Origin of the sequence: Nocardia ignorata NBRC 108230 (assembly GCF_001612905.1) — a bacterium.
In the GTDB taxonomy this organism is placed as follows: Bacteria; Actinomycetota; Actinomycetes; order Mycobacteriales; family Mycobacteriaceae; genus Nocardia; species Nocardia ignorata.
This window is the reverse complement of sequence record NZ_BDBI01000019.1, coordinates 1-18,824: the sequence shown is the minus strand read 5'-3', so window position 1 is coordinate 18,824 and position 18,824 is coordinate 1. Positions and strand designations below refer to the sequence as shown.

General features: G+C 68.4%; 20 protein-coding genes. 10 read left to right on the top strand and 10 right to left on the bottom strand.

Going from position 1 to position 18,824, the window contains the following annotated elements; all coding sequences use genetic code 11:
- From NI2_RS16800 to NI2_RS16775, 6 genes are all read right to left on the bottom strand, one after another.
- A complete protein-coding gene (locus NI2_RS16800; RefSeq protein ID WP_067491923.1) occupies positions 1-327 on the bottom strand; it encodes a type VII secretion target in 327 nt (108 codons plus the stop codon).
- The gene (locus NI2_RS16795; protein WP_067491921.1) at positions 324-977 is read right to left on the bottom strand and encodes a YbaB/EbfC family nucleoid-associated protein; all 654 of its coding nucleotides are present in this window, start codon (positions 975-977) and stop codon (positions 324-326) included. The genes NI2_RS16800 and NI2_RS16795 overlap by 4 nt, the downstream gene beginning before the upstream one ends.
- 114 nt (positions 978-1,091) lie before the next feature.
- Positions 1,092-2,813 carry an urease subunit alpha gene (locus NI2_RS16790; protein ID WP_067491919.1) on the bottom strand — a complete coding sequence of 574 codons (1,722 nt, stop codon included), beginning with the start codon at positions 2,811-2,813 and terminating at the stop codon, positions 1,092-1,094.
- A 51-nt stretch (positions 2,814-2,864) separates the two neighbouring features.
- A complete protein-coding gene (locus NI2_RS16785) occupies positions 2,865-3,176 on the bottom strand; it encodes an urease subunit beta (RefSeq protein ID WP_067491917.1) in 312 nt (103 codons plus the stop codon).
- Between the two features lie 4 nt (positions 3,177-3,180).
- Positions 3,181-3,483: an urease subunit gamma gene (locus NI2_RS16780; RefSeq protein ID WP_067491980.1), complete on the bottom strand. Its 303-nt coding sequence runs from the start codon at positions 3,481-3,483 to the stop codon at positions 3,181-3,183.
- A 190-nt stretch (positions 3,484-3,673) separates the two neighbouring features.
- On the bottom strand, positions 3,674-4,102 hold the full coding sequence (locus NI2_RS16775) for a PaaI family thioesterase (RefSeq protein WP_133733771.1): 429 nt from the start codon (positions 4,100-4,102) through the stop codon (positions 3,674-3,676).
- 350 nt (positions 4,103-4,452) lie between these two features.
- Here NI2_RS16775 and NI2_RS16770 point away from each other — a divergent pair, with 350 nt between their 5' ends.
- Positions 4,453-4,965, top strand: coding sequence for a L,D-transpeptidase (locus NI2_RS16770; protein ID WP_243749673.1), 513 nt, complete (start codon positions 4,453-4,455; stop codon positions 4,963-4,965).
- Between the two features lie 56 nt (positions 4,966-5,021).
- Here NI2_RS16770 and NI2_RS16765 read toward each other — a convergent pair whose 3' ends face one another.
- Positions 5,022-5,924 carry a MerR family transcriptional regulator gene (locus NI2_RS16765; RefSeq protein ID WP_133733772.1) on the bottom strand — a complete coding sequence of 301 codons (903 nt, stop codon included), beginning with the start codon at positions 5,922-5,924 and terminating at the stop codon, positions 5,022-5,024.
- Between the two features lie 66 nt (positions 5,925-5,990).
- On the opposite strand from NI2_RS16765, the gene NI2_RS16760 reads away from it, so the two are divergent.
- The 3 genes from NI2_RS16760 (at position 5,991) to NI2_RS16750 (ending at position 10,507) form a co-directional block, all read left to right on the top strand.
- Positions 5,991-6,644, top strand: coding sequence for a maleylpyruvate isomerase family mycothiol-dependent enzyme (locus NI2_RS16760; RefSeq protein WP_084476480.1), 654 nt, complete (start codon positions 5,991-5,993; stop codon positions 6,642-6,644).
- A gap of 1,449 nt (positions 6,645-8,093) precedes the next feature.
- A complete protein-coding gene (locus NI2_RS16755) occupies positions 8,094-9,131 on the top strand; it encodes an alpha/beta hydrolase (protein ID WP_067491912.1) in 1,038 nt (345 codons plus the stop codon).
- On the top strand, positions 9,128-10,507 hold the full coding sequence (locus tag NI2_RS16750; RefSeq protein WP_067491910.1) for a wax ester/triacylglycerol synthase family O-acyltransferase: 1,380 nt from the start codon (positions 9,128-9,130) through the stop codon (positions 10,505-10,507). The genes NI2_RS16755 and NI2_RS16750 overlap by 4 nt, the downstream gene beginning before the upstream one ends.
- Here the strand turns inward: NI2_RS16750 and NI2_RS34460 are convergent.
- From NI2_RS34460 to NI2_RS16740, 3 genes are read right to left on the bottom strand one after another with little or no spacing between them, the layout of a single operon-like run.
- Positions 10,504-10,659 (bottom strand): hypothetical protein, encoded by a 156-nt coding sequence (locus tag NI2_RS34460; RefSeq protein ID WP_166655708.1) that lies wholly within the window; start codon positions 10,657-10,659, stop codon positions 10,504-10,506. The two genes, NI2_RS16750 and NI2_RS34460, sit on opposite strands and share 4 nt — an antisense overlap.
- Positions 10,656-11,996: an APC family permease gene (locus NI2_RS16745; RefSeq protein WP_067491908.1), complete on the bottom strand. Its 1,341-nt coding sequence runs from the start codon at positions 11,994-11,996 to the stop codon at positions 10,656-10,658. The genes NI2_RS34460 and NI2_RS16745 overlap by 4 nt, the downstream gene beginning before the upstream one ends.
- A gap of 45 nt (positions 11,997-12,041) precedes the next feature.
- Positions 12,042-12,749 carry a hypothetical protein gene (locus NI2_RS16740; protein ID WP_067491906.1) on the bottom strand — a complete coding sequence of 236 codons (708 nt, stop codon included), beginning with the start codon at positions 12,747-12,749 and terminating at the stop codon, positions 12,042-12,044.
- A 111-nt stretch (positions 12,750-12,860) separates the two neighbouring features.
- Between NI2_RS16740 and NI2_RS16735 the strand changes: the two genes are divergently transcribed.
- The 6 genes from NI2_RS16735 to NI2_RS16710 form a co-directional block, all read left to right on the top strand.
- Positions 12,861-13,907, top strand: a complete 1,047-nt coding sequence (locus NI2_RS16735; RefSeq protein WP_067491904.1) for a FecCD family ABC transporter permease — start codon at positions 12,861-12,863, stop codon at positions 13,905-13,907.
- Between the two features lie 86 nt (positions 13,908-13,993).
- Positions 13,994-15,007, top strand: coding sequence for a FecCD family ABC transporter permease (locus tag NI2_RS16730; protein ID WP_243749796.1), 1,014 nt, complete (start codon positions 13,994-13,996; stop codon positions 15,005-15,007).
- Positions 15,004-15,828 carry an ABC transporter ATP-binding protein gene (locus NI2_RS16725; RefSeq protein ID WP_067491900.1) on the top strand — a complete coding sequence of 275 codons (825 nt, stop codon included), beginning with the start codon at positions 15,004-15,006 and terminating at the stop codon, positions 15,826-15,828. The genes NI2_RS16730 and NI2_RS16725 overlap by 4 nt, the downstream gene beginning before the upstream one ends.
- 63 nt (positions 15,829-15,891) lie before the next feature.
- Entirely contained in the window at positions 15,892-16,281 is a 390-nt protein-coding gene (locus NI2_RS16720; RefSeq protein WP_279537543.1) for a BlaI/MecI/CopY family transcriptional regulator, read from the top strand.
- Between the two features lie 64 nt (positions 16,282-16,345).
- Entirely contained in the window at positions 16,346-17,284 is a 939-nt protein-coding gene (locus NI2_RS16715) for a M56 family metallopeptidase (protein WP_067491898.1), read from the top strand.
- Positions 17,285-17,527: 243 nt separating this feature from the next.
- On the top strand, positions 17,528-18,824 hold a 1,297-nt coding region (locus tag NI2_RS16710; RefSeq protein ID WP_255284024.1), incomplete at its 3' end, for a DEAD/DEAH box helicase.

Here is an 18,824-nt window from a genome sequence, read left to right as displayed (position 1 = left end):
TCAGACGGTCCCCTCGATCTCGGCAGTGGCTTTCAGCTGTCCGGCCCGGGTGGTGTCACACGTTTCGAAGGTGTCGGCGGCGGTGCGCAACTTGCCCGGCATCGCCGCCACCAGGGCATCGAGTTCGGTGAGCCCGTCGACGATCTCGTCGTGCAGCGTGTTGAGGGTGATCACCGCGTACGGCTTCACCAGCAGGCCGTAGCCGTCGTCGGCGTGGGCCAGGTAGCTCGCCGCCTCCAGGGCGGAGGCCACCCCGCTCGCGACGCCGTCCACCGATCCGGCGTGCGTTCTGATCGCATTCGGGTCGACATTCACCACACCGGTCACGCTGACTCCCTCCTGAAGGCGAACCCGATCGAGCCCGCGCACCTTGTCTCGAACTGTTTGGACGCGGCACCACCCCGTTCGGTTCCCCGAATATTCGCCGCAGCCGAGATCGCGCTACTGCAGCCAGATTTGCGCTGGTAGAAGAGATCTTCCTCGTCGGGTTCCACGGGCGCGACGACCCGGTCGCGGTCTGGTTTGCGGGCGGCGGGCACCTCGGGTTCGACGGGCGGCCACGCGGCGACCGGCGGCGGAGGCGGCGCGGCGGCGACGGGCGCCTGCTCGGAATCGAGCGGATCGGGGAACCGTTCGGTGTACTGGCCGACGATCGCGGCCCCGGCCTCGTCGGCGCCGACCACCTCGTGCACCAGTCCGGAGACGCGGTCGCGCAGCCGGGCCTGGGCGCGCCGTGTGCAGGCCATCAGCTCGGCGGCGACGGCCGAGGGGTCCATGCCACGCACGCCGGCCGTCAGGGTGACGGCGGTGGTGCACCCGTTCGCATCGACTGTCACGGCGATGCGCCCGTCGGCCGAGGTGTCGGTGACACTCACTTCGGCCATCTTGGTGTGCAGTTCCTGATACCGCTGCGACTTGCGCTCGAGATCCTGCGCCCAGCGCGCCAGATCGTCGGCGGCATCGGTCAGATCGTCCACGACAACAGCCCCCTCCCGCCGGTTCGCCCGGCACGTGACGCGAGGCGACCGATACCCGCCCCGCTCGGATCGCGCCGAGACTACAGCAGGCCGCCGACACCCGGCGGCGGGCCCTCAGAACAGGAAATAGCGCTGGGCCATGGGGAGTTCGGTGGCGGGGGCCTCGGTCCAGACCTCGCCGTCGACGCGGACGGTGAAGGTGTCGGGGTCGACTTCGATGCGTGGCATGGCGTCGTTGTGGGGCATGTCGGTCTTGGTGACGCGGCGGACGTTCTTGACGGGCATCAGTTTTCGGCGGACGTCGAGGCGGTCTGCGAGACGGTCGTCGATGGCCTGCTCGGAGACGAAGTGCAGGGACGTAGCGGCCGCGGCGGGGGCGGCGGCACCGAACATCGGGCGCGGCAGGACGGGTTGGGGGGTGGGGATGGAAGCGTTGGCGTCACCCATCGCGGCCCAGGCGATCATGCCGCCCTTGAGGACCGCGTGCGGTCGGACGCCGAAGAACGCCGGTTCCCACAGCACCAGATCGGCCAGTTTGCCGACTTCCACCGAACCGATCTCGTCGTCGAGTCCGTGCGCAACAGCCGGGCAGATCGTGTATTTCGCGATGTAGCGTTGGACGCGGGCATTGTCGGCGGCGCCGTCGCCCGGCAGCGCACCGCGGCGGCGTTTCATCACGTGCGCCGTCTGCCAGGTGCGCAGCACCACCTCACCGATGCGGCCCATGGCCTGGGAATCCGAGCCGATCATGGAGATGGCGCCCAGGTCGTGCAGCAGGTCTTCGGCGGCGATCGTCGAAGGCCGGATGCGGGATTCGGCGAATGCCAGGTCCTCGGGGATCGACGGGCTCAGGTGGTGGCACACCATCAGCATGTCGAGGTGTTCGTCGAGGGTGTTGACGGTGTGCGGGCGGGTGGGGTTGGTCGAACTGGGCAGCACGTTGAGATGCGAAGCGACCGTGATGATGTCGGGTGCGTGACCGCCGCCCGCGCCTTCGGTGTGATAGGCGTGGATGCCACGGCCCGCGATGGCGGCGAGGGTGTCCTCGACGAAGCCGGCCTCGTTCAGGGTGTCGGAGTGCAGCGCCACCTGCACGCCCGCCGCGTCGGCGACGGTGAGGCAGGCGTCGATGGCGGCCGGGGTGGAGCCCCAGTCCTCGTGCAGCTTGAAACCCGATGCGCCGCCGCGCAATTGCTCCCACATGGATTCCTGGCTCACCGTGTTGCCCTTGCCGAGCAGCACGATGTTCATCGGCCAGTGGTCGAGCGATTCCAGCATCCGGGCAAGGTGCCAGGAACCGGGTGTGACGGTGGTGGCCTTGGAACCCTCGGCCGGGCCGGTGCCGCCGCCGATGAGGGTGGTGATGCCGCCGCCGAGGGCCTCCTCCATCAGCTGCGGGCAGATGAAGTGCACGTGGCAGTCGATGGCGCCCGCGGTGAGGATGCGGCCGTTGCCCGCGATGATCTCGGTCGCCGGGCCGACGACGAGGTCGGGGTGCACGCCCGACATGGTGTCGGGGTTGCCCGCCTTGCCGATTCCGCAGATCCGGCCGTCGCGGATACCGACGTCGGCCTTGATGACGCCCCAGTGGTCGATGATCACCACCCCGGTGATGATCGTGTCGGGTGCGCCGTCGGCGCGGGTGGCGCGCGATTGCCCCATCGACTCGCGCAGCACCTTGCCGCCGCCGAAGACCGCTTCCTCGCCCGCCAGTCCCGGTCCGCCGCAACGGTCTTCGGTGATCTCTATGAGCAGGTCGGTGTCGGCCAGGCGGATCCGGTCGCCGGTGGTCGGGCCGAACAGTTCGGCGTAGCGGGCGCGGCTGAGTTCGGTCATCGGCTCTCTCCCGGAAGCTGCGGCGAAACGGCGTGCGGTGTTGGGTTGCGCTCAGCCATCGAGACGTCCGGGTGCGTCGGCGTTGATGCCGTAGACCTCGCGGGTGCCACCGAGCGGAACGAGCGAAACCCGTTGCGGCAGGCCCGGTTCGAAGCGAACAGCGGTACCCGCCGGAATATCGAGGCGGTGCCCGCGGGCGGCGGATCGGTCGAAGTCGAGCGCGGCGTTGGCTTGCGGGAAGTGGACGTGACTGCCCACCTGCACGGGACGGTCACCGGTATTGACCACGTCCAATTCCACGCGCACCGCGCCCGCGTTCAGTTCGATCGTGCCCTCGGCACACAGGTATTCACCGGGAATCATGGTCTCATCCGATCGGGTGGTGCACGGTGACGAGTTTGGTCCCGTCCGGGAAGGTCGCCTCGACCTGAACGTCGTGGATCATCTCCGGCACGCCGACCATCACGTCGTCCCTGGTGAGTACCTGGCGCCCCGAGGACATCAGTTCCGCGACGGTTCGCCCGTCCCGCGCGCCCTCGAGCACATGGTCGGTGATGAGCGCGACCGCCTCGGGATGGTTGAGTTTGAGCCCCCTGGCCTGCCTGCGCCGCGCCAGCTCGGCCGCGTAACTCAGCAGCAGCCGTTCCTGCTCGTGCGGCGACAGTCGCATCGGGGTTCTCCTCGGCGGATCGTGGTCGGTGAGCGACATTCTCACACGTGCGTGCCCCCGGGGTCGCCCACCGACGCCGTGACCTGGGACGAACCCGGCTCGATTAACGAGAAGTTAACGAAGCGCCGACGTCGGCGCTCTCGTCGCCGACGCGCTCGACCCCGGCGGGCGGATCATCACAGGGGAGAGATCAAGCCGCCAGGTTCTGCAGGCGGACCTGTCCGCGAGCGACCATGCGACCCTCGGCGTCGGTGATCACCACGACCCACAGCTGCTGGCTGCGGCCGCGGTGGATCGGGGTGGCCTCGGCGGTGAGGGTGCCCTCGCGCACGGCGCGCAGGAAGTCGGTGTTGTTGTTGACGCCGACCACCTGACCGCGCTCACCGAACCAGACACTGGCGCCGACGCTGGCGAGGGTTTCGATCACCGTGCAGTAGACGCCGCCGTTCTGGATGCCCGCGGGCTGGTGCAACTGGGGGCGCACCTCCCATTCGCCGCGCACGCGGTCGGCCGAGACCTCGGTGAAGCGCATGCCGATGAGGTCGGTGAAGGTGCCTTCGCTCATCTTGGTCATCAACTCGGGGGTGATATCAGCCCACGACAGGGGATTTTCGCTCATACCGTCCGGTTTACACCATCAGAAATCCGGCGTCGCCACCGGGAAAACGAAGCGGCGGACCCCGTTACGAGAACGGAGCCCGCCGCGGCAGGAACGAGGGGGTCGACCGCAGCCCTCGGGACCACCGGCTCATCCATACGCCACGATGAGCATAGGTCAGGCTTACCTAAGTGGTCAAGTGGCTGCCGGAACGCGACGCGCCGGTAGCGATATCCAGGGCTTGCTCAACACAATCGCAATACTCCATGATCGTTCACACCTCTATGTTCCGAGGCTTGTGTCGATGGTGAAAGCTCATGTTCTGGGCGTACGACGACCAGGGGTGGGCGCGGCGAGAGAGGCAAGATTTCGTGAGTAGTAGTCGTATTCCCCGGTGGGCCGCGTGCGCGGCGATGTGTGCGGCGGTGGTCGGTACCGCGCTCGCCGCACCCGTGCAGGCCGAACCACTGTGGCCAGGTGGGCCCGATATCCCCGGCGTGCCCGCCATCGTTCCCGCGCCCGAACCGGAACCGGTGGTGGCGCCGTGCAGCGAGAAGGCCCGCGCGTGCCTGCAGCTGTCCACCAACAACGCGTGGCTGATGGACAACGGCAAGGTGACCTACGGTCCCACCCCGATGTCGCACGGCCGCCCCGGCTACGAAACCCCGCCGGGCACGTTCAAGGTGGCGTTCAAGAAGCCGTTCCACTGGAGCACCCTGCACAACGCCCCCATGGAATACGCGATCTTTTTCAACGGCGACATCGCCTACCACATCGGACCCACCGAGGAGCAGTCCCACGGCTGCATCCGCCTGACCCCCGACGGCGCCAAGGCGCACTACGAATGGCTCGAGCCCGGCGACATCGTCGAAGTGGTTCCCTGATCGTCCCCTGAGGGGAGGCCACTCATGGCCTCCCCTCGTTCGTCCCCCCGGCGGGTTCAGCCCGCCGATTGCGTGACCGAGACGGTCAGCGCGTCGAAGAGCCACAGGTGCGCGGCGCCGGAGGTGACCCGTTCACCCGTCAGTGCCGTGGTGAGATGCCAGTAGCGGCGGACGCGCTGGTCGGCGGCGCCGAGGGCCAATCGCTCACGGAATTCCGGGGTGTCTCGCTCGGCGCGAGCGGTGGCATGGGCGGCAACGTAATGATCGAGTTCGGCACCGGGCCGAGGTTGTTCGCCGATCGCGACAAGCGGGGCCGCCGAGAGACACGCCTGCGCGACGGACAGCAGCAGGCCTTTTTCGTCATGCACTCCAGGAACGGCGCTGTGCCGGACGATGTCGAACATCGCCGCGTCGAGCCGTGGATCACGCACCGCCGCCACGAGTTCGGCGTAGGTCAGTAGCAACTCCGGGTCGGCATCGACCGGCGGGCCCGGCAGATTCATATCGATGAAGTCGTGCAGCACGGGTGCGGGCAGCGGGGCGAGCTGGTGCCGCCAGAAGCCGACGAGCACGTCGTGCGCGGCAGCCGGATCAGCAACGGCAGCAACCAGATTCACCCCGAACCCGACTTCGCCGGCGGTCACCGCGGTCAGCAACGCCTCGCGGCGCCGCAGTGCGGCGAGTTCGCCGGCAACAGCTTCGCGTTCGGCGGCGATCACCTCCGCCAGGGCGCGGGTACCCGCGAGGACGTCGGCGATGGCGGTCAAGCCGATTCCCAGCGCACGCAGGCGGCGCAGCAGGTTCAACCGGTCGACCGCGTCCGGGCCGAATGTCCGATGGCCGGTCGACGTGCGCTCGGCAGCCAGCAACCCTTCGTCGCAGTAGTAGCGGATGGTGCGCACGGCGACACCCGTTCTCAGGGCGAGCTCACCGATCGTCAGACGTGTGTTGTGGGTCACAGTCGCTGGCACCTCCACCTCGGTGGAGCTCCTACGGTACCGACGACATCGACTGAAGGAGACATGATGACAATCGAACGACCGAGCGCGGATACCGTCTGGCGGTGCGTGGCCGAGGAGCGCACCACACTGGTCGAGCTGCTGGCCGCGCTCGACGAATCCGAGTGGGACACAGCGTCGTTGTGCGCGGGATGGCGCATTCGCGACGTGGTTGCCCATCTGGTGCTCGCGACCCGGTTCACGCTCGCGACGATCGTGGTGGAACTGGTGCGGGCGCGGGGAAACATCGATCAACTCATCCACGACAGTGCCGTTCGGTACGCCGACCGCACGACCACTGCGGGACTGCTCGCACAGTTGCGGGAAACGATCGTGTCGCGTGCGACGCCGATCGGCACGACGCCGCTCGACCGGTTGATGGACCTGCTCGTACACGGGCAGGACATCGCCGTGCCGCTCGGCATCGAGCGGGTCGCGCCGACGGAGCCCGCACAGTGGTCGCTGGAGCGGGTATGGGCGATGGGTGCGCCGTTCCACGCGCCCGAGCGGCTCGCCGGATACCAGCTGTGCGCGACCGACACCGGGTGGACAGTGGGCTCGGGGACGGTGGTCACGGGCACTGCTGTGGAGTTGCTGATGCTCGTCACCGGCCGCGCCGAATGCCCGGCCACCGGCGGACAGGTGCTGCTGCCCACCCCCGGCGTCGGACAGGGGGATTGACGCGGCTCGCCGACGGAAGGGCGACGCGTGACAAGCCTTGTGCGTCGCCACAGGTCACAGCATCAGCGGTAGTGACGTTCGCCAATCCGGCGAGATACTTTCCGTCGGAAAGAATTCGGGACGAATTGTCCGGATCCGCCAAAAATCGGATGACGGGAAATGGGCAGCGGCTACGTTACCGGCATCACGACGGGCGACCGCCGCTGATGCAGATCCGAAAATGCCGCAAGGAGAACTGATATGGGTTCACTCACCGAATTGATGATGGCAGGAATTGCGGGACTGGGTTCCGCCGCCGAGGGGGACGGTTTGCTCGCCGTGTTCCTCGGCTCCGTCGAAGCCTTCTTCCCGTAATCGATCACCTATTCCTGAAAGGAGAACACCATGGGATCTCTCTACGAACTGCTGCAGACCGGCGCGGCCAGCCTCAGCGAAGGCGCGCTGCCCTTCGTCCAGGCCCTGATCACGGCCAGCGGCGGCACGCCGTCACCGGGTAAGTAACGATCAGGCGAGCGGGTCGGGAGCGGGCCGACGAGTCCTCTCCGGCCCGTTCACGACACCAGCGCGAGTTATCTTGCAATAGCCGCAAGACATAACCACTCAACGGCCGGAGAACGCCGGCGGGAACGATCGCGCCGAGGCGCAACCCTGAAAGCAGGGGCTTGCGCGTCCACTTGGCAACACGCGTTCGCCGCACCAACACCGCATTGCATCCAGGTCCGGCACGGCATCCAGCACCGCACACCCCGTTCGGCGACGCTGACGGGCGCAACACCGAAGCTCAGCGCAGCACCGCAGTTCACAGCAGAAAAAAGCCCCTTGACACCCTTACCGCGTACATCAGTGTTCACTGCCAAAAGGCCGATAACTGTGCCAGACAGTGGCGGTAACCACAGGTCACACCTAGTACCGGCGCACCCTGTCGGCAATCCGCAAGTTGATTCCATACGGAAGAAAAATATGAACAGTTCGAGCGGAGTGAAACATCGGGTTGCCACACCTGGAGTAGCGGGTTACGTTACCGGCGTCACATCGAAGCCTGGTGTGGCCACAACGCAAGGAGAGATACATGGGCTCGTTGAGTGAGCTTCTGACCGCGGCCATCGCGGGACTCGGTTCGGCCGCCGAAGGCGACGGTCTGCTGGCCGTCTTCCTCGGTTCGGTGGAAGCCTTCTTCCCGTAATCCGGCCGTCCGGTCACCCGGCTCGCCCGTGACGCGAGCCTGATTCACCCATCACCATCAGGAGAAACACATGGGATCCCTCTACGAACTGCTGGAGACCGGCGCCGGCAGCCTCAGCAATGCGGCGTTGCCCTTCGTGCAGGCGCTCATCTCGGCGAGCGGCGGCACGCCGACGCCCGGCAAGTAGCCCTCAGCTTTGTCACGGGGGCCGGCCCACCGGCCGGCCCCCGGTCGCTCTTCGAGAAGTCAGCAGGCTCGTACCACCGATGAACACACCCGCATTCCGCACCCTCCTCGCCGCGGCATGTGCCGCCGCCCTGGCCACCGCTCCCGTGCTCGCCGACGGCCCGCGGGCGACCGCCGCGCCCGGCGCCCACCTGGTGAGCCGCGGTCAGACCGGCCAGACCGCCGAGATCAGCGTCTATTCGCCGTCGATGGATCGCACCATCGCGCTGCGCGTGCTCCGCCCCGCCGACACCGCGACTCCCGCCCCGACGCTGTACCTGCTCAACGGTGCCGGCGGCGGCGAGGATTCGGCCAACTGGGCAGGTCAGACGAATGCGGCCGAGTTCTTCGCCGGTAAGCACGTCAATGTCGTGATGCCGATGGAAGGCGCGTTCAGCTACTACACCGACTGGCAGCAGCCCGACCCCGGACTGGCGAAGAACCTGAAGAACAACGGCGTCAACAAGTGGACGACCTTCCTCACCCAGGAGTTGCCGCCCGTGATCGATGCGGCCTTCGGCACCACGGGCGTGAACTCGCTCGCGGGCATCTCGATGGCGGGCAGTTCGGTGCTCGACCTGGCCATCCAGGCCCCGCAGCTCTACCGGAGCGTCGCCTCCTACAGCGGCTGCGCGATGACGAGCGACCCGGTCGGCCGTGAGTTCGTCTCGCTGGTGGTCCGCCTCGGCGGCGGCAAGGTGGAGAACATGTGGGGGCAGGCAGGCGATGCCGCCTGGCGCGAGCACGACCCGTATGTGCAAGCGCATCGGCTGCCCGATATCCCGATCTATATCGCCGCCGGAAGTGGATTGCCGGGCGTGCACGACACCCTCGCGAATCCGCGGGTACATGTCGAAGGAAAAAATCCCGCGTCCATTCTGCAGAATCAAATGCTCGTCGGCGGCGGAATCGAAGCGGCGACCATGTATTGCACCGCGCAAATGGCCCAGCGGACACGCGAACTCGGTCGTACGAACATTACCTACAATATGCGCGCGACCGGAACTCATTCGTGGGGTTATTGGGAAGACGATCTGCACGCTTCCTGGCCGATGATGGCGACGGCGCTCGGCCTGTGAACATCCTGCGGGTACGCCCGGGGCGGTTGGCACCGCGCGACGCGGTCTTCGTCTACGACGAGACCGACCGGCACCTCTCCCACATCGTCGCGGTCTACTGCTTCGCCGACGACGGCACCGCGCCCCTGACCACGCGCGAGGTTCGCGAGTGGGCGCGGGCTCGCCTCGGCCACTCCCCCTTGTTCCACCGCCGCCTGCGCCGCACCCCTTTCGATCTCGATCTGCCGTATTGGGTGCCCGCTCCGGTGGCGAATACGGCCGATCACGTCTTCCTCGACGCGCCGGGTACCTGGTCTGCCGCCCAGACGCGCATCGCCGAACTCGCCTCGGCGAGAATGGATCTTGTCAAGCCACCGTGGGAATTCCATGTCCTGGACCGGGTACGCGAGGTTCCGGGGCTCGGGACGGCGACTGTGGTGGTGCTCAAACTCCACCACAGCGTCTGCGACGGCGTCGCGACCCGCGAGCTCGAGGCGAAACTCTTCGGCGACGCGCCCGCCCCCGAGGTCGAACTCGGGGGTGACGACCTGATCGGCGCGGCCGTGCGGACCGCCGCCACTGTGCTCACCGCTCCCGCACGATTCGCCCTCGGCATGGTCCGGACCCGGGCACCCGGCGACGGGAGCGCGGTGACCCAGCAACCCGTGACCCGTTTCAACCGCGATATCCACGCACCACTGACCATGAATGTCGTCACCCTGCCGATGACCGAGGTCCGCGCGGTGCAGGCCGCGTGCCCGGTCCGGGTCACCGTCAACGACCTGATGCTGACCACCGTATCGGGCGCGCTCGCGGCGTATCTGGCCGAGCACGACGAGACACCCGAGACTTCCCTCGCGGCCATGGTCCCGATGTCGATGCGCGGTGTGGCGCAGTGGGATTCGGTGAATCAGCTCACCCAGATGTTCGTCGATCTGCACACCGACATCGACGACCCGGTGCGGCGACTGCTCGCGATCGGGGAATCGGCGAAGCGGGCCAAAGCCACCGCCGCGGACCCGGTCACCCTGCGCACCGAGTCGCGCGTGGAGACCGCGCCCGCACTGCTGCTGCGAGCCGCGGGCTGGGCGCGCACCCTGCGCCGGTTCGACGAGGCGACCTCGGTCCCGTTGAGCAACACCACGATCAGCAATGTGCCACCGGTCCGCGACGACTTGCGGTTCGCCGGACGGCCGCTGGTGCGCGTGCTCGGTGCGCTGCCGATCCACGACGGCGACGGCCTGCGCCATCTCATCACCTCGCAGGGCGCGGAACTGACCATCACCGTCACCACCAACGCCGTGATGATGCCGGACCCCGAGCACTACGGCGACCTGCTGCTGAGCTCGTTCCGCAGGCTCGCCGACGCCGTGACCGCCCAGGGTGCCGTCGGCTAGTCCGGCGGTTCCTGCGCGCCCTCGTCGGTCTCTGCGACATCGGGGGCGACTTCGCGGGTGGCCATGCCACCGTCCTTGCCCTCGTCCCTGGGGCCAGGTCGCCCACCTTTCGGTTCGGCGGTGTCGTCGTCGCGGTCGCGTGGTGTGGTCATGAGCTTCCTCCTCTGCGGTCCTCGGCTGGCTCTACCCGTTTTTTCGCATCCACACCACCGCGGGCACGAACGGCGTTCACCACGGCCAGCACCGCGCCGAGACCGACGAGGATCAGCCCGCGCGCCCACACCTCACCGTCGATGCGGGTGAACAGGAACAGGCACGACGCCAGGCCGAGCAGGGGCACGACGGTCGGAATCCGGAAGTGGCCCGGTTCGCCCGGTTCGCGGCGCAACACCAGCACCGCCGCGTCGACGGAACCGAAGACGAACAACAGCAACAGCACCAATGTCGCTGCCAGCGAATCGACTTCGCCGGTCAGTGCCAGCAGCAACGACACCGACGATGTCGCCAGGATCGCCACCCAGGGTGTGCGTCTGCCGGGCAGGATTCGGGCGAGCGTGGACGGCAGGAGACCGTCGCGGGCCATGCCGTACGCCAGCCGCGAGGACATGATGCCGGTGAGCAGGGCACCGTTGGCGACCGCGACCAGCGCGATCACGCTGAACAACCAGTCGGGCACCTCCCCGGCCACCCGCACCACCTCCAGCAGTGGGCCGCTCGACTCCGCCAGCTTCTCGGTGGGCACCGCGGCACTGGCGACCACACCGATCAGCGCGTACACCACCCCCGCGGTGAGCAGCGCACCGAACAGCGCCGTGGGGTAGGACCGGCGTGGATCCTTCACCTCCTCGGCGAGATTCACCGATGTCTCGAAGCCGACGAACGAGTAGAACGCCAGCACCGACCCCGCGAGCACCGCGCCGACCGCACCCTGTTCGGCGGTACCGACCTGGGTGAGGCGGCTCAGGTCGGCGTCACCGCGCAGCATCACCCACAGACCGAGACCGATGATGAGCAGCAACCCGCCGACCTCGACCAGCGTGGCGGCCACGTTGGCGCCCAACGACTCCCGGATGCCGCGAATGTTGAGTGCCGCGAGCAGCGCGAGAAACACCACGACCACCACGACCACCGGCACCGAGACCAGCGCCTGCAGATAGTCCCCCGCGAACGCCCTGGCCAGCGCACCCACCGACACCACACCGGCGGCGAGCATGCAGAAACCGACGAACGACCCGGCCGCGGGCCCGAACGCCCGGGTGACATAGTGCGCCGACCCACCCGCCCTCGGGAACTTCGTCGCGAGTTCCGCATACGAACCCGCGGTGAGCGTGGCCAGCACCAGAGCGATGACGAGCGGCAACCACACGGCGCCACCGGACTCGCGGGCCACCGAACCGACCAGCACGTATACGCCGGCGCCCAGAATGTCGCCGAGGATGAAGAAGTACAGCAGCGGCGTGGTGACAGCCCGCTTCAGGACAACGGTCATGCGGAACCTATACCCGCGACCGCGCCGGTGAAGCGCGCGACGCGCTCAGCGTTGCAGCACGCTGCTGCGCCGCACGGGCAAACCACGCTCCTCGAAGGCAGTGAGCAGCAACTGGCCACGACGCGACGCGGCGGCGGGATCGGTGCGTGCCAGATCGGGCACGTAGGTGGCCGCACCGACGACGGATTCACCGACCAGCGGCCAGAACCGGCGCGCGGGCAGACCCGAGCAGCGGGTGAGCACCGACTGCAACGGGATCAGCGACGACGCGCTGCGCTGTACCAGCCACACCGCCATCGCCGCCTCGCAGGGCAGTGCGACGGTGCCGGGTTCGGCGGCCTGCGAGTCACCGTCTACGACGCGAATCGTGGTGTCGGACAAGCCCGCCCAGTCGATACCGCCGTCGTTGTCGTGGTGGATCCAGAGGTTGTCGCGCCCCGGATCCCAGGCTTGCGCCGACATGACGAACAGCGCGGTGACCCGGCCGACGACGGCGTGGATGAGTGCGGTCGCCACCACCTCGGCGGCGATCTCGTCGTTGATCATCTCCGCGGCGTGCCTGCGGTACATCAGTTCGACGCGCCCCTCGGACAACCCGTTCGGGACATGCCACCATCGCCGTTTCCCCTGTCCGGCCATCGCCGCCACGGCATAGACCCGCGGATGCTCCGGTTGCAGGGCTTGCAACCGCGCACAGGCGCGATCGAACGCGAGGGTGGTGCGGGTCGTGGTGGTGGTGACGGGCTCGGGCATCGAACCTCCTCGAACGGTTGGTTCCCGTGACGATGATGTCTCGGAACATAGGTTAGGCTTACCAGACTTCACAAGTCGTGTCCGGTTTCGAGGCAGGAGAAGTTCGTCGCCGTGATCCACCCTGGCACCGTCAGACGCCGTCGTCTGACCGGGCTTGCCCTGCTCGCTGTACTGCTCACCGTGGCAGTGGTCGCCAGCATCGCCGTCGGCACCCGCTCGCTCGCACCGTCCACAGTGTTCGACGCCGTCACACACGCTCTCGGCTGCGACGGCGGCCCGTTCCGATGCCCGGCCCGCTCCACCGCCGAGGAAATCGCGCGTGAGCTGCGTCTCCCGCGCACCGCGTTGGCCCTCATCGCCGGAATGGCGCTGGGGGTCGCGGGCGCGCTCATCCAGGGGTATACCCGGAATCCGCTAGCTGATGCCGGATTGTTAGGACTGAATGCGGGCGCCGGCTTCCTGGCGGCGCTCAGCATCTATCTGTTCGGCTTCACCGCGCCGGGTCAGTACATCTGGTTCGCCTTCGCCGGGTCGGCGATCGCGGGTCTGATCGTGTTCGGCGTCTCCTCGATCGGCGGCGGCAAGGCCAGCCCGTTGAGTCTGGTGCTCGCCGGTGCGGCGGTCACCGCGTTCCTGCAGGCGATGACCAACGCCGTCGTCGTGCTCGACAACGCGGCGCTCGACACCTACCGGTTCTGGGTGGTCGGCACAGTCAACGGCCGCGAGGCCGACGTGTTCTGGCAGGTCCTGCCGTTCCTCGTGATCGGCCTCGGTATGGCCCTGGCCGCCGCGCCCGCCCTGAACCTGCTCGGTCTCGGCGACGACGTGGCACGCGGCCTCGGTGTCGACATCGGCCGGGCGCGCGCGTTCGGACTGGTCGCGGTGGTGCTGCTCAGTGGTGCGGCCACCGCGGCGGTCGGGCCGATCGCGTTCCTCGGGCTGGTGGTCCCGCATATCGCTCGCATCGTCACCGGACCCGACAACCGGTGGCTGATCCCCTACTCGGCCCTGCTGGGCGGACTGTTGCTGCTGACGGCCGATATCACCGGCCGCGTCGTCGCCCGGCCGGGTGAACTGCAGGTCGGCGTGATGCTGGCGGCGCTGGGCGCACCGTTCTTCATCGCCCTCGTGCGCCGCAAGAAGCTGGTGACGCTGTGAGCGCCGACATCGACACGACCGCCGATCTGCGCAAGGTGCGTCCGGCCTTGCGAGTCGGTCCGCTTTCGCTGGTGCTGCGCCCGGTGATGTTCGGTTTCGTCGTCGCGTTGGCCGTGACTGTGTTCGTGCTGTTCTGCATCGATATCGCCGTCGGCGACACCTATGTCCCGCTGAGCCGGGTGCTCGATGTCCTCGGCGGGGGTGGCTCCCGATCGCAGCGGTTCATCGTGCTCGAATCGCGACTCCCCCGGGCACTCACCGCCGTGGTCGTCGGTGCCGCCTTGGGCCTCGCGGGTGCACTGATGCAGTCCATCCTGCACAACCCGCTGGCGGGGCCGGACGTCCTCGGTATCACCACCGGTGCGAGCGTGGGCGCGGTCGCCGTGCTGGTCGGAAGTGGCGGGGCGACAACGGGTCTCGTCGCGACGGTCGGTGCTCCCCTGGCGGCGCTGGCCGGCGGTCTGCTCACCGCCGTCGTCATCTACCTGCTCGCGTGGGGACGCGGTGGTGGCGGCGAACGCGGTGTCACCGGTTTCCGGCTCGTGCTCATCGGTATCGGCGTGAACGCGGTACTCATGTCGGCGATCAGCTGGCTGCTCACCCGCGCCAGCCTCACCGATGCCGCCCGCGCCCAGGTCTGGCTCAACGGCTCGCTCGACGCGGCCGACATGTCCAGTGTGGTGCCCGCCGCGATCGCGCTCACCGTGGTCACCGTCGTGGCGCTCGTCTCGGCGCGCACGCTGGCCGCGCTGCGCCTCGGCGAGGAATCGACCAGGGTGCTCGGCGTGCGGATCCAGTCCCAGCAGGCGCTGCTGATCGGTGCGTCCGTGGTCGCCGCCTCGGTGGCGACCGCGGCGGTCGGGCCCGTCGGGTTCGTCGCGCTGGCCGCACCGCAGATCGCCCGCATGGCGTTGCGCACGCCCGGTGAACCGCTGATCGCCTCGGCGCTCACCGGCGCCGCGCTGGTGGCGGGGGCCGATATCATCTCGCGCGCACTGCTGCCCGTCGACCTGCCGGTCGGTATCGTCACCGCCGCACTCGGTGGGCCGTTCCTGCTCTACCTGCTCGTCCGCATGAACCGGAAGGCCACGCTCTCATGACCAGCCCCGCCCATCGCCTCGCCGCCGACACCGTTTCCCTCGGCTACGGCGAGCGGGTGATCGTCGACGGGCTCAGTCTCGACATCGCCCCCGGCGTGGTCACCACGGTGATCGGGCCGAACGGATGCGGCAAGTCGACGCTGCTCAAGTCGCTCGGCCGGTTGCTTCGTCCACGCGAAGGTCAGGTGGTGCTCGACGGCAAGGCGATCTCGACGATGAAGACCAAGGACGTCGCGCGGGTGATCGGCATGTTGCCGCAGACCCCCGTCGCGCCGGAAGGGCTCACCGTCGCCGATCTCGTCGCGCGCGGCCGTCACCCGCATCAGTCCTGGCTGCGCCAGTGGTCGGCCGACGACGAGACCGAGGTCGCCGCCGCCCTGACCCAGACCGGCATCGCCGACCTGGCCGACCGCACGCTCGACGAACTGTCCGGCGGACAGCGGCAACGCGCCTGGATCTCGATGGCGCTGGCCCAGGGCACCGACATCCTGTTGCTCGACGAACCGACGACCTACCTCGACCTCGCGCACTCGCTGGAAGTGCTCGACCTGGTCGACCGCTTGCACGCCGAATTCGGGCGCACCGTGGTCATGGTGCTGCACGATCTCAACCTCGCCATCCGCTACAGCGACGAACTGGTGGTGATGGCGGCGGGCCGCATCGTCGCACAGGGAAAACCGGCCGACATCATCACAGCGGAACTGCTCGCCGAGGTGTTCGGACTCGACGCGAGGGTGCTCACCGATCCGGTCTCGGGGCGGCCGATGGTCGTGCCGATCGGCACGCGTCACGTGCACGGCGCGGCCGGGTATGACGAATGACACACCAGCAAACACCCCGTTACGACAATCTGTAGTACGCATCTTTGTCGTTGAGTCCGTAAAATCGGAGGGATGGCAGGTCTCGGCGAACTCGAAAAAGCGGTGATGGACCAGTTGTGGTCCGCCGACGAACCGCTCACGGTGCGGCAGGTACACGAAGCACTGGCGGCTCGTCGCGAGCTCGCGTACACCACGGTGATGACCGTGCTGCAGCGGCTGGCGAAGAAGGATTTGGTTGTGCAGCGTCGCGACGATCGCGCGCATAGGTACGCCCCGGTACACAGCCGCGACGAACTGGTCGCGAGCCTGATGGTCGACGCGTTGCAGCAGGCCGACGCGGCGGGCAGCCGCGCCGCGGCGCTGGTGCACTTCGTGGAACAGGTCGGCAAGGACGAGGCCGACGCCCTGCGCGAGGCACTGGCCAAGCTCGAATCCGACGAAAACAGCGGCTAGACTCCCTGGCGGCTCTCACAACGACGTGAGCGCCCCTGGCCCCACAACGCAGTGAGCAGAGTCGATGAACGCAACCGCGGCAGTCTTCGCAGGTCTCGCCTTGCTACTCGCAGGGCCGGTTCCCGCGCTGCTCAGCCGTGCTACCTGGCCGCATCGCAGCCCGCGGGCAGCGGTCGTGTTGTGGCAGGCCATCGCGCTGGCCGCCGTGCTCAGCGCCTTCGGTTCCGGGCTGGCCATCGCCAGCATGCTGCTCGTTCCCGGCCCCGACGGTAGGCCCACCACCTCCCCCACCAAGGAGATCGACGCGCTCGGGCTGCCGCTGTGGCTCGTGTACGTCACCGTGTTCGCGCTGACGCTGATGATCGGCGCGCGCCTGATGTTCTCCATCGTGCGCGTCGGCGTGCACACCCGGCGCCGCCGGTCCCGGCACCGCATGCTGGTCGATCTGCTCGATCAGAGCGGTCCCGTGCGCCGCGCCGCCGACATCCGGGTGCTCGCCGCGACCGAACCCATCGCCTACTGCCTGCCGGGGCTCCGCCAGCGCGTTGTGCTCAGCGAAGGCACCCTGACCAGCCTCGACGACGCCGAGGTCACCGCGATCGTGAGCCATGAGCGCTCGCATCTGCGAGCCCGCCACGACCTGGTGCTCGAGGCGTTCACCGCCGTCCACGAGGCGTTCCCCCGGGTGGTCCGCAGCAAGGCCGCGCTCGGTTCGGTGAAACTGCTCATCGAACTGCTCGCCGACGACTCCGCGGTGAAGGTCACCGGCCCCAAACCGCTCGCCCGCGCCCTGGTGGCGTGCGCGAAATCGACCGCACCGCAAGGTGCGCTGGCGGCGGGCGGTCCGAGCACCCTCATCCGCATCCAGCGCCTCGCGGGCGCCAACGGCGACGTGAGAATCGCCACCGCCGCCTACCTCGGATCCGCCGCGATTCTGGTGGTTCCCACCCTCGCCGTCGCGGTGCCGTGGCTACAGGAACTGAGCCGCTTGTTCCACGGCTGACCTGCCGATCACCCACTCCGAACCGGGCGCGACGCACGCACCCCGGACCCTGCTGATCACTCCTGCCCGGACCGGCGCTCGCCGTTACCGCTGACCAGGTTGTTTACCCACGCGAACGCAATCACGCCTATCCTGGGAGATCGGTCCTTCCTGCTGGGCCGCACCCCGTACGCCGTTCGCGTGTTTCGGGTAATCGGCGCCGGTGATCTTCCAGCGCGATTCGCAGCCCAACGAAAGGCCATTTTGTCCACCTCTGCTGTCTCCGACGCGACCGAACCGACCTTCGCCGAACTAGGCCTGCCCGTGGCGCTGGTTCAGGCACTGCGCAACTCCGGCATCGACAAGCCCTTCCCCATCCAGGCCGCCACCATCGGTGACGCGCTCGCCGGGCGTGACGTGCTGGGTCGCGGCCCCACCGGCTCGGGCAAGACCCTCGCCTTCGGCCTGCCGATCCTCACCCGTCTGGCCGAGGGCCCGCCGTCCAAGCCGGGCCGCCCACGTGGCCTGGTGCTCGTGCCGACCCGTGAGCTGGCCACGCAGATCGAGAAGGCGCTCGAAGAGGCCGCTCGCTCGCTGGGCCTGCGCGTCGCCTCCGTCGTCGGTGGTGCCCCGATCAAGCGTCAGGCCGATCGCCTCGCGCGCGGTGTCGACCTGCTGATCGCCACCCCCGGCCGTCTCGACGACCTCATCAAGCAACGCAACGCCGACCTGTCCGACGTGGCGATCACCGCCCTCGACGAGGCCGACCACATGGCCGACATGGGCTTTTTGCCCCAGGTCACCCGCCTGCTCGACCGCACCCCGAAGCAGGGTCAGCGCCTGCTGTTCTCGGCAACCCTCGACGGTGACGTGGACAAGCTCGTGAAGCGCTACCTGAGCAACCCGGTCACTCACTCCACCGCGCCCGCCGAGGCGTCGGTGAGCACCATGACCCACCACCTGTTCTTCGTGCGCGACAAGAACATCAAGCGCACCGTCGCCACCGAGATCGCCGCCCGCGACGGCCTCACCATCATGTTCGTGCGTACCAAGCACGGCGCCGACCGCCTGGCCAAGCAGCTGCGCGGCGCCGGTGTCGACGCAGGCTCGCTGCACGGCGGCAAGGCACAGAACAACCGTGTGCGCACGCTGGCGGCCTTCGCCGACGGGTCGGTGCCGGTGCTGGTCACCACCGACGTGGCCGCGCGCGGCATCCACATCGACGGTGTGTCGCTGGTCGTGCACTTCGACCCGCCCGCCGAGCACAAGGCCTACCTGCACCGCGCCGGTCGCACCGCGCGCGCCGGGGAGGACGGCGTTGTCGTCACCCTCGTCACCGACGAAGAGCGCAAGGACGTGGCCGCGATGACCCGCAAGGCGGGCGTGCGGACCGACGGCATCGAGGTCCGCCCCGGCGACCGGAAGCTGGTGGACATCACCGGTGCCCGCAAACCGAGCGGCATCGCGCTCGCCACCCCCGCCGCACCGGCACAGCCGACGCGGGCCTCGAACGGTGCGGGTCGTCCGCGCCGCGCAAGGCCCGGTGGCGCAACGGCTTCCG

What these genes read in the sequence shown, in the direction of transcription:
- NI2_RS16790 (WP_067491919.1), bottom strand. Translation starts at nt 2,813, where the DNA reads ATGACCGAACTCAGCCGCGCCCGCTACGCCGAACTGTTCGGCCCGACC.
- NI2_RS16785 (WP_067491917.1), bottom strand. Translation starts at nt 3,176, where the DNA reads ATGATTCCCGGTGAATACCTGTGTGCCGAGGGCACGATCGAACTGAAC.
- NI2_RS16780 (WP_067491980.1), bottom strand. Translation starts at nt 3,483, where the DNA reads ATGCGACTGTCGCCGCACGAGCAGGAACGGCTGCTGCTGAGTTACGCG.
- NI2_RS16775 (WP_133733771.1), bottom strand. Translation starts at nt 4,102, where the DNA reads ATGAGCGAAAATCCCCTGTCGTGGGCTGATATCACCCCCGAGTTGATG.
- NI2_RS16760 (WP_084476480.1), top strand. Translation starts at nt 5,991, where the DNA reads ATGACAATCGAACGACCGAGCGCGGATACCGTCTGGCGGTGCGTGGCC.
- NI2_RS16755 (WP_067491912.1), top strand. Translation starts at nt 8,094, where the DNA reads ATGAACACACCCGCATTCCGCACCCTCCTCGCCGCGGCATGTGCCGCC.
- NI2_RS34460 (WP_166655708.1), bottom strand. Translation starts at nt 10,659, where the DNA reads ATGACCACACCACGCGACCGCGACGACGACACCGCCGAACCGAAAGGT.
- NI2_RS16745 (WP_067491908.1), bottom strand. Translation starts at nt 11,996, where the DNA reads ATGACCGTTGTCCTGAAGCGGGCTGTCACCACGCCGCTGCTGTACTTC.
- NI2_RS16740 (WP_067491906.1), bottom strand. Translation starts at nt 12,749, where the DNA reads ATGCCCGAGCCCGTCACCACCACCACGACCCGCACCACCCTCGCGTTC.
- NI2_RS16730 (WP_243749796.1), top strand. Translation starts at nt 13,994, where the DNA reads ATGTTCGGTTTCGTCGTCGCGTTGGCCGTGACTGTGTTCGTGCTGTTC.
- NI2_RS16725 (WP_067491900.1), top strand. Translation starts at nt 15,004, where the DNA reads ATGACCAGCCCCGCCCATCGCCTCGCCGCCGACACCGTTTCCCTCGGC.
- NI2_RS16715 (WP_067491898.1), top strand. Translation starts at nt 16,346, where the DNA reads ATGAACGCAACCGCGGCAGTCTTCGCAGGTCTCGCCTTGCTACTCGCA.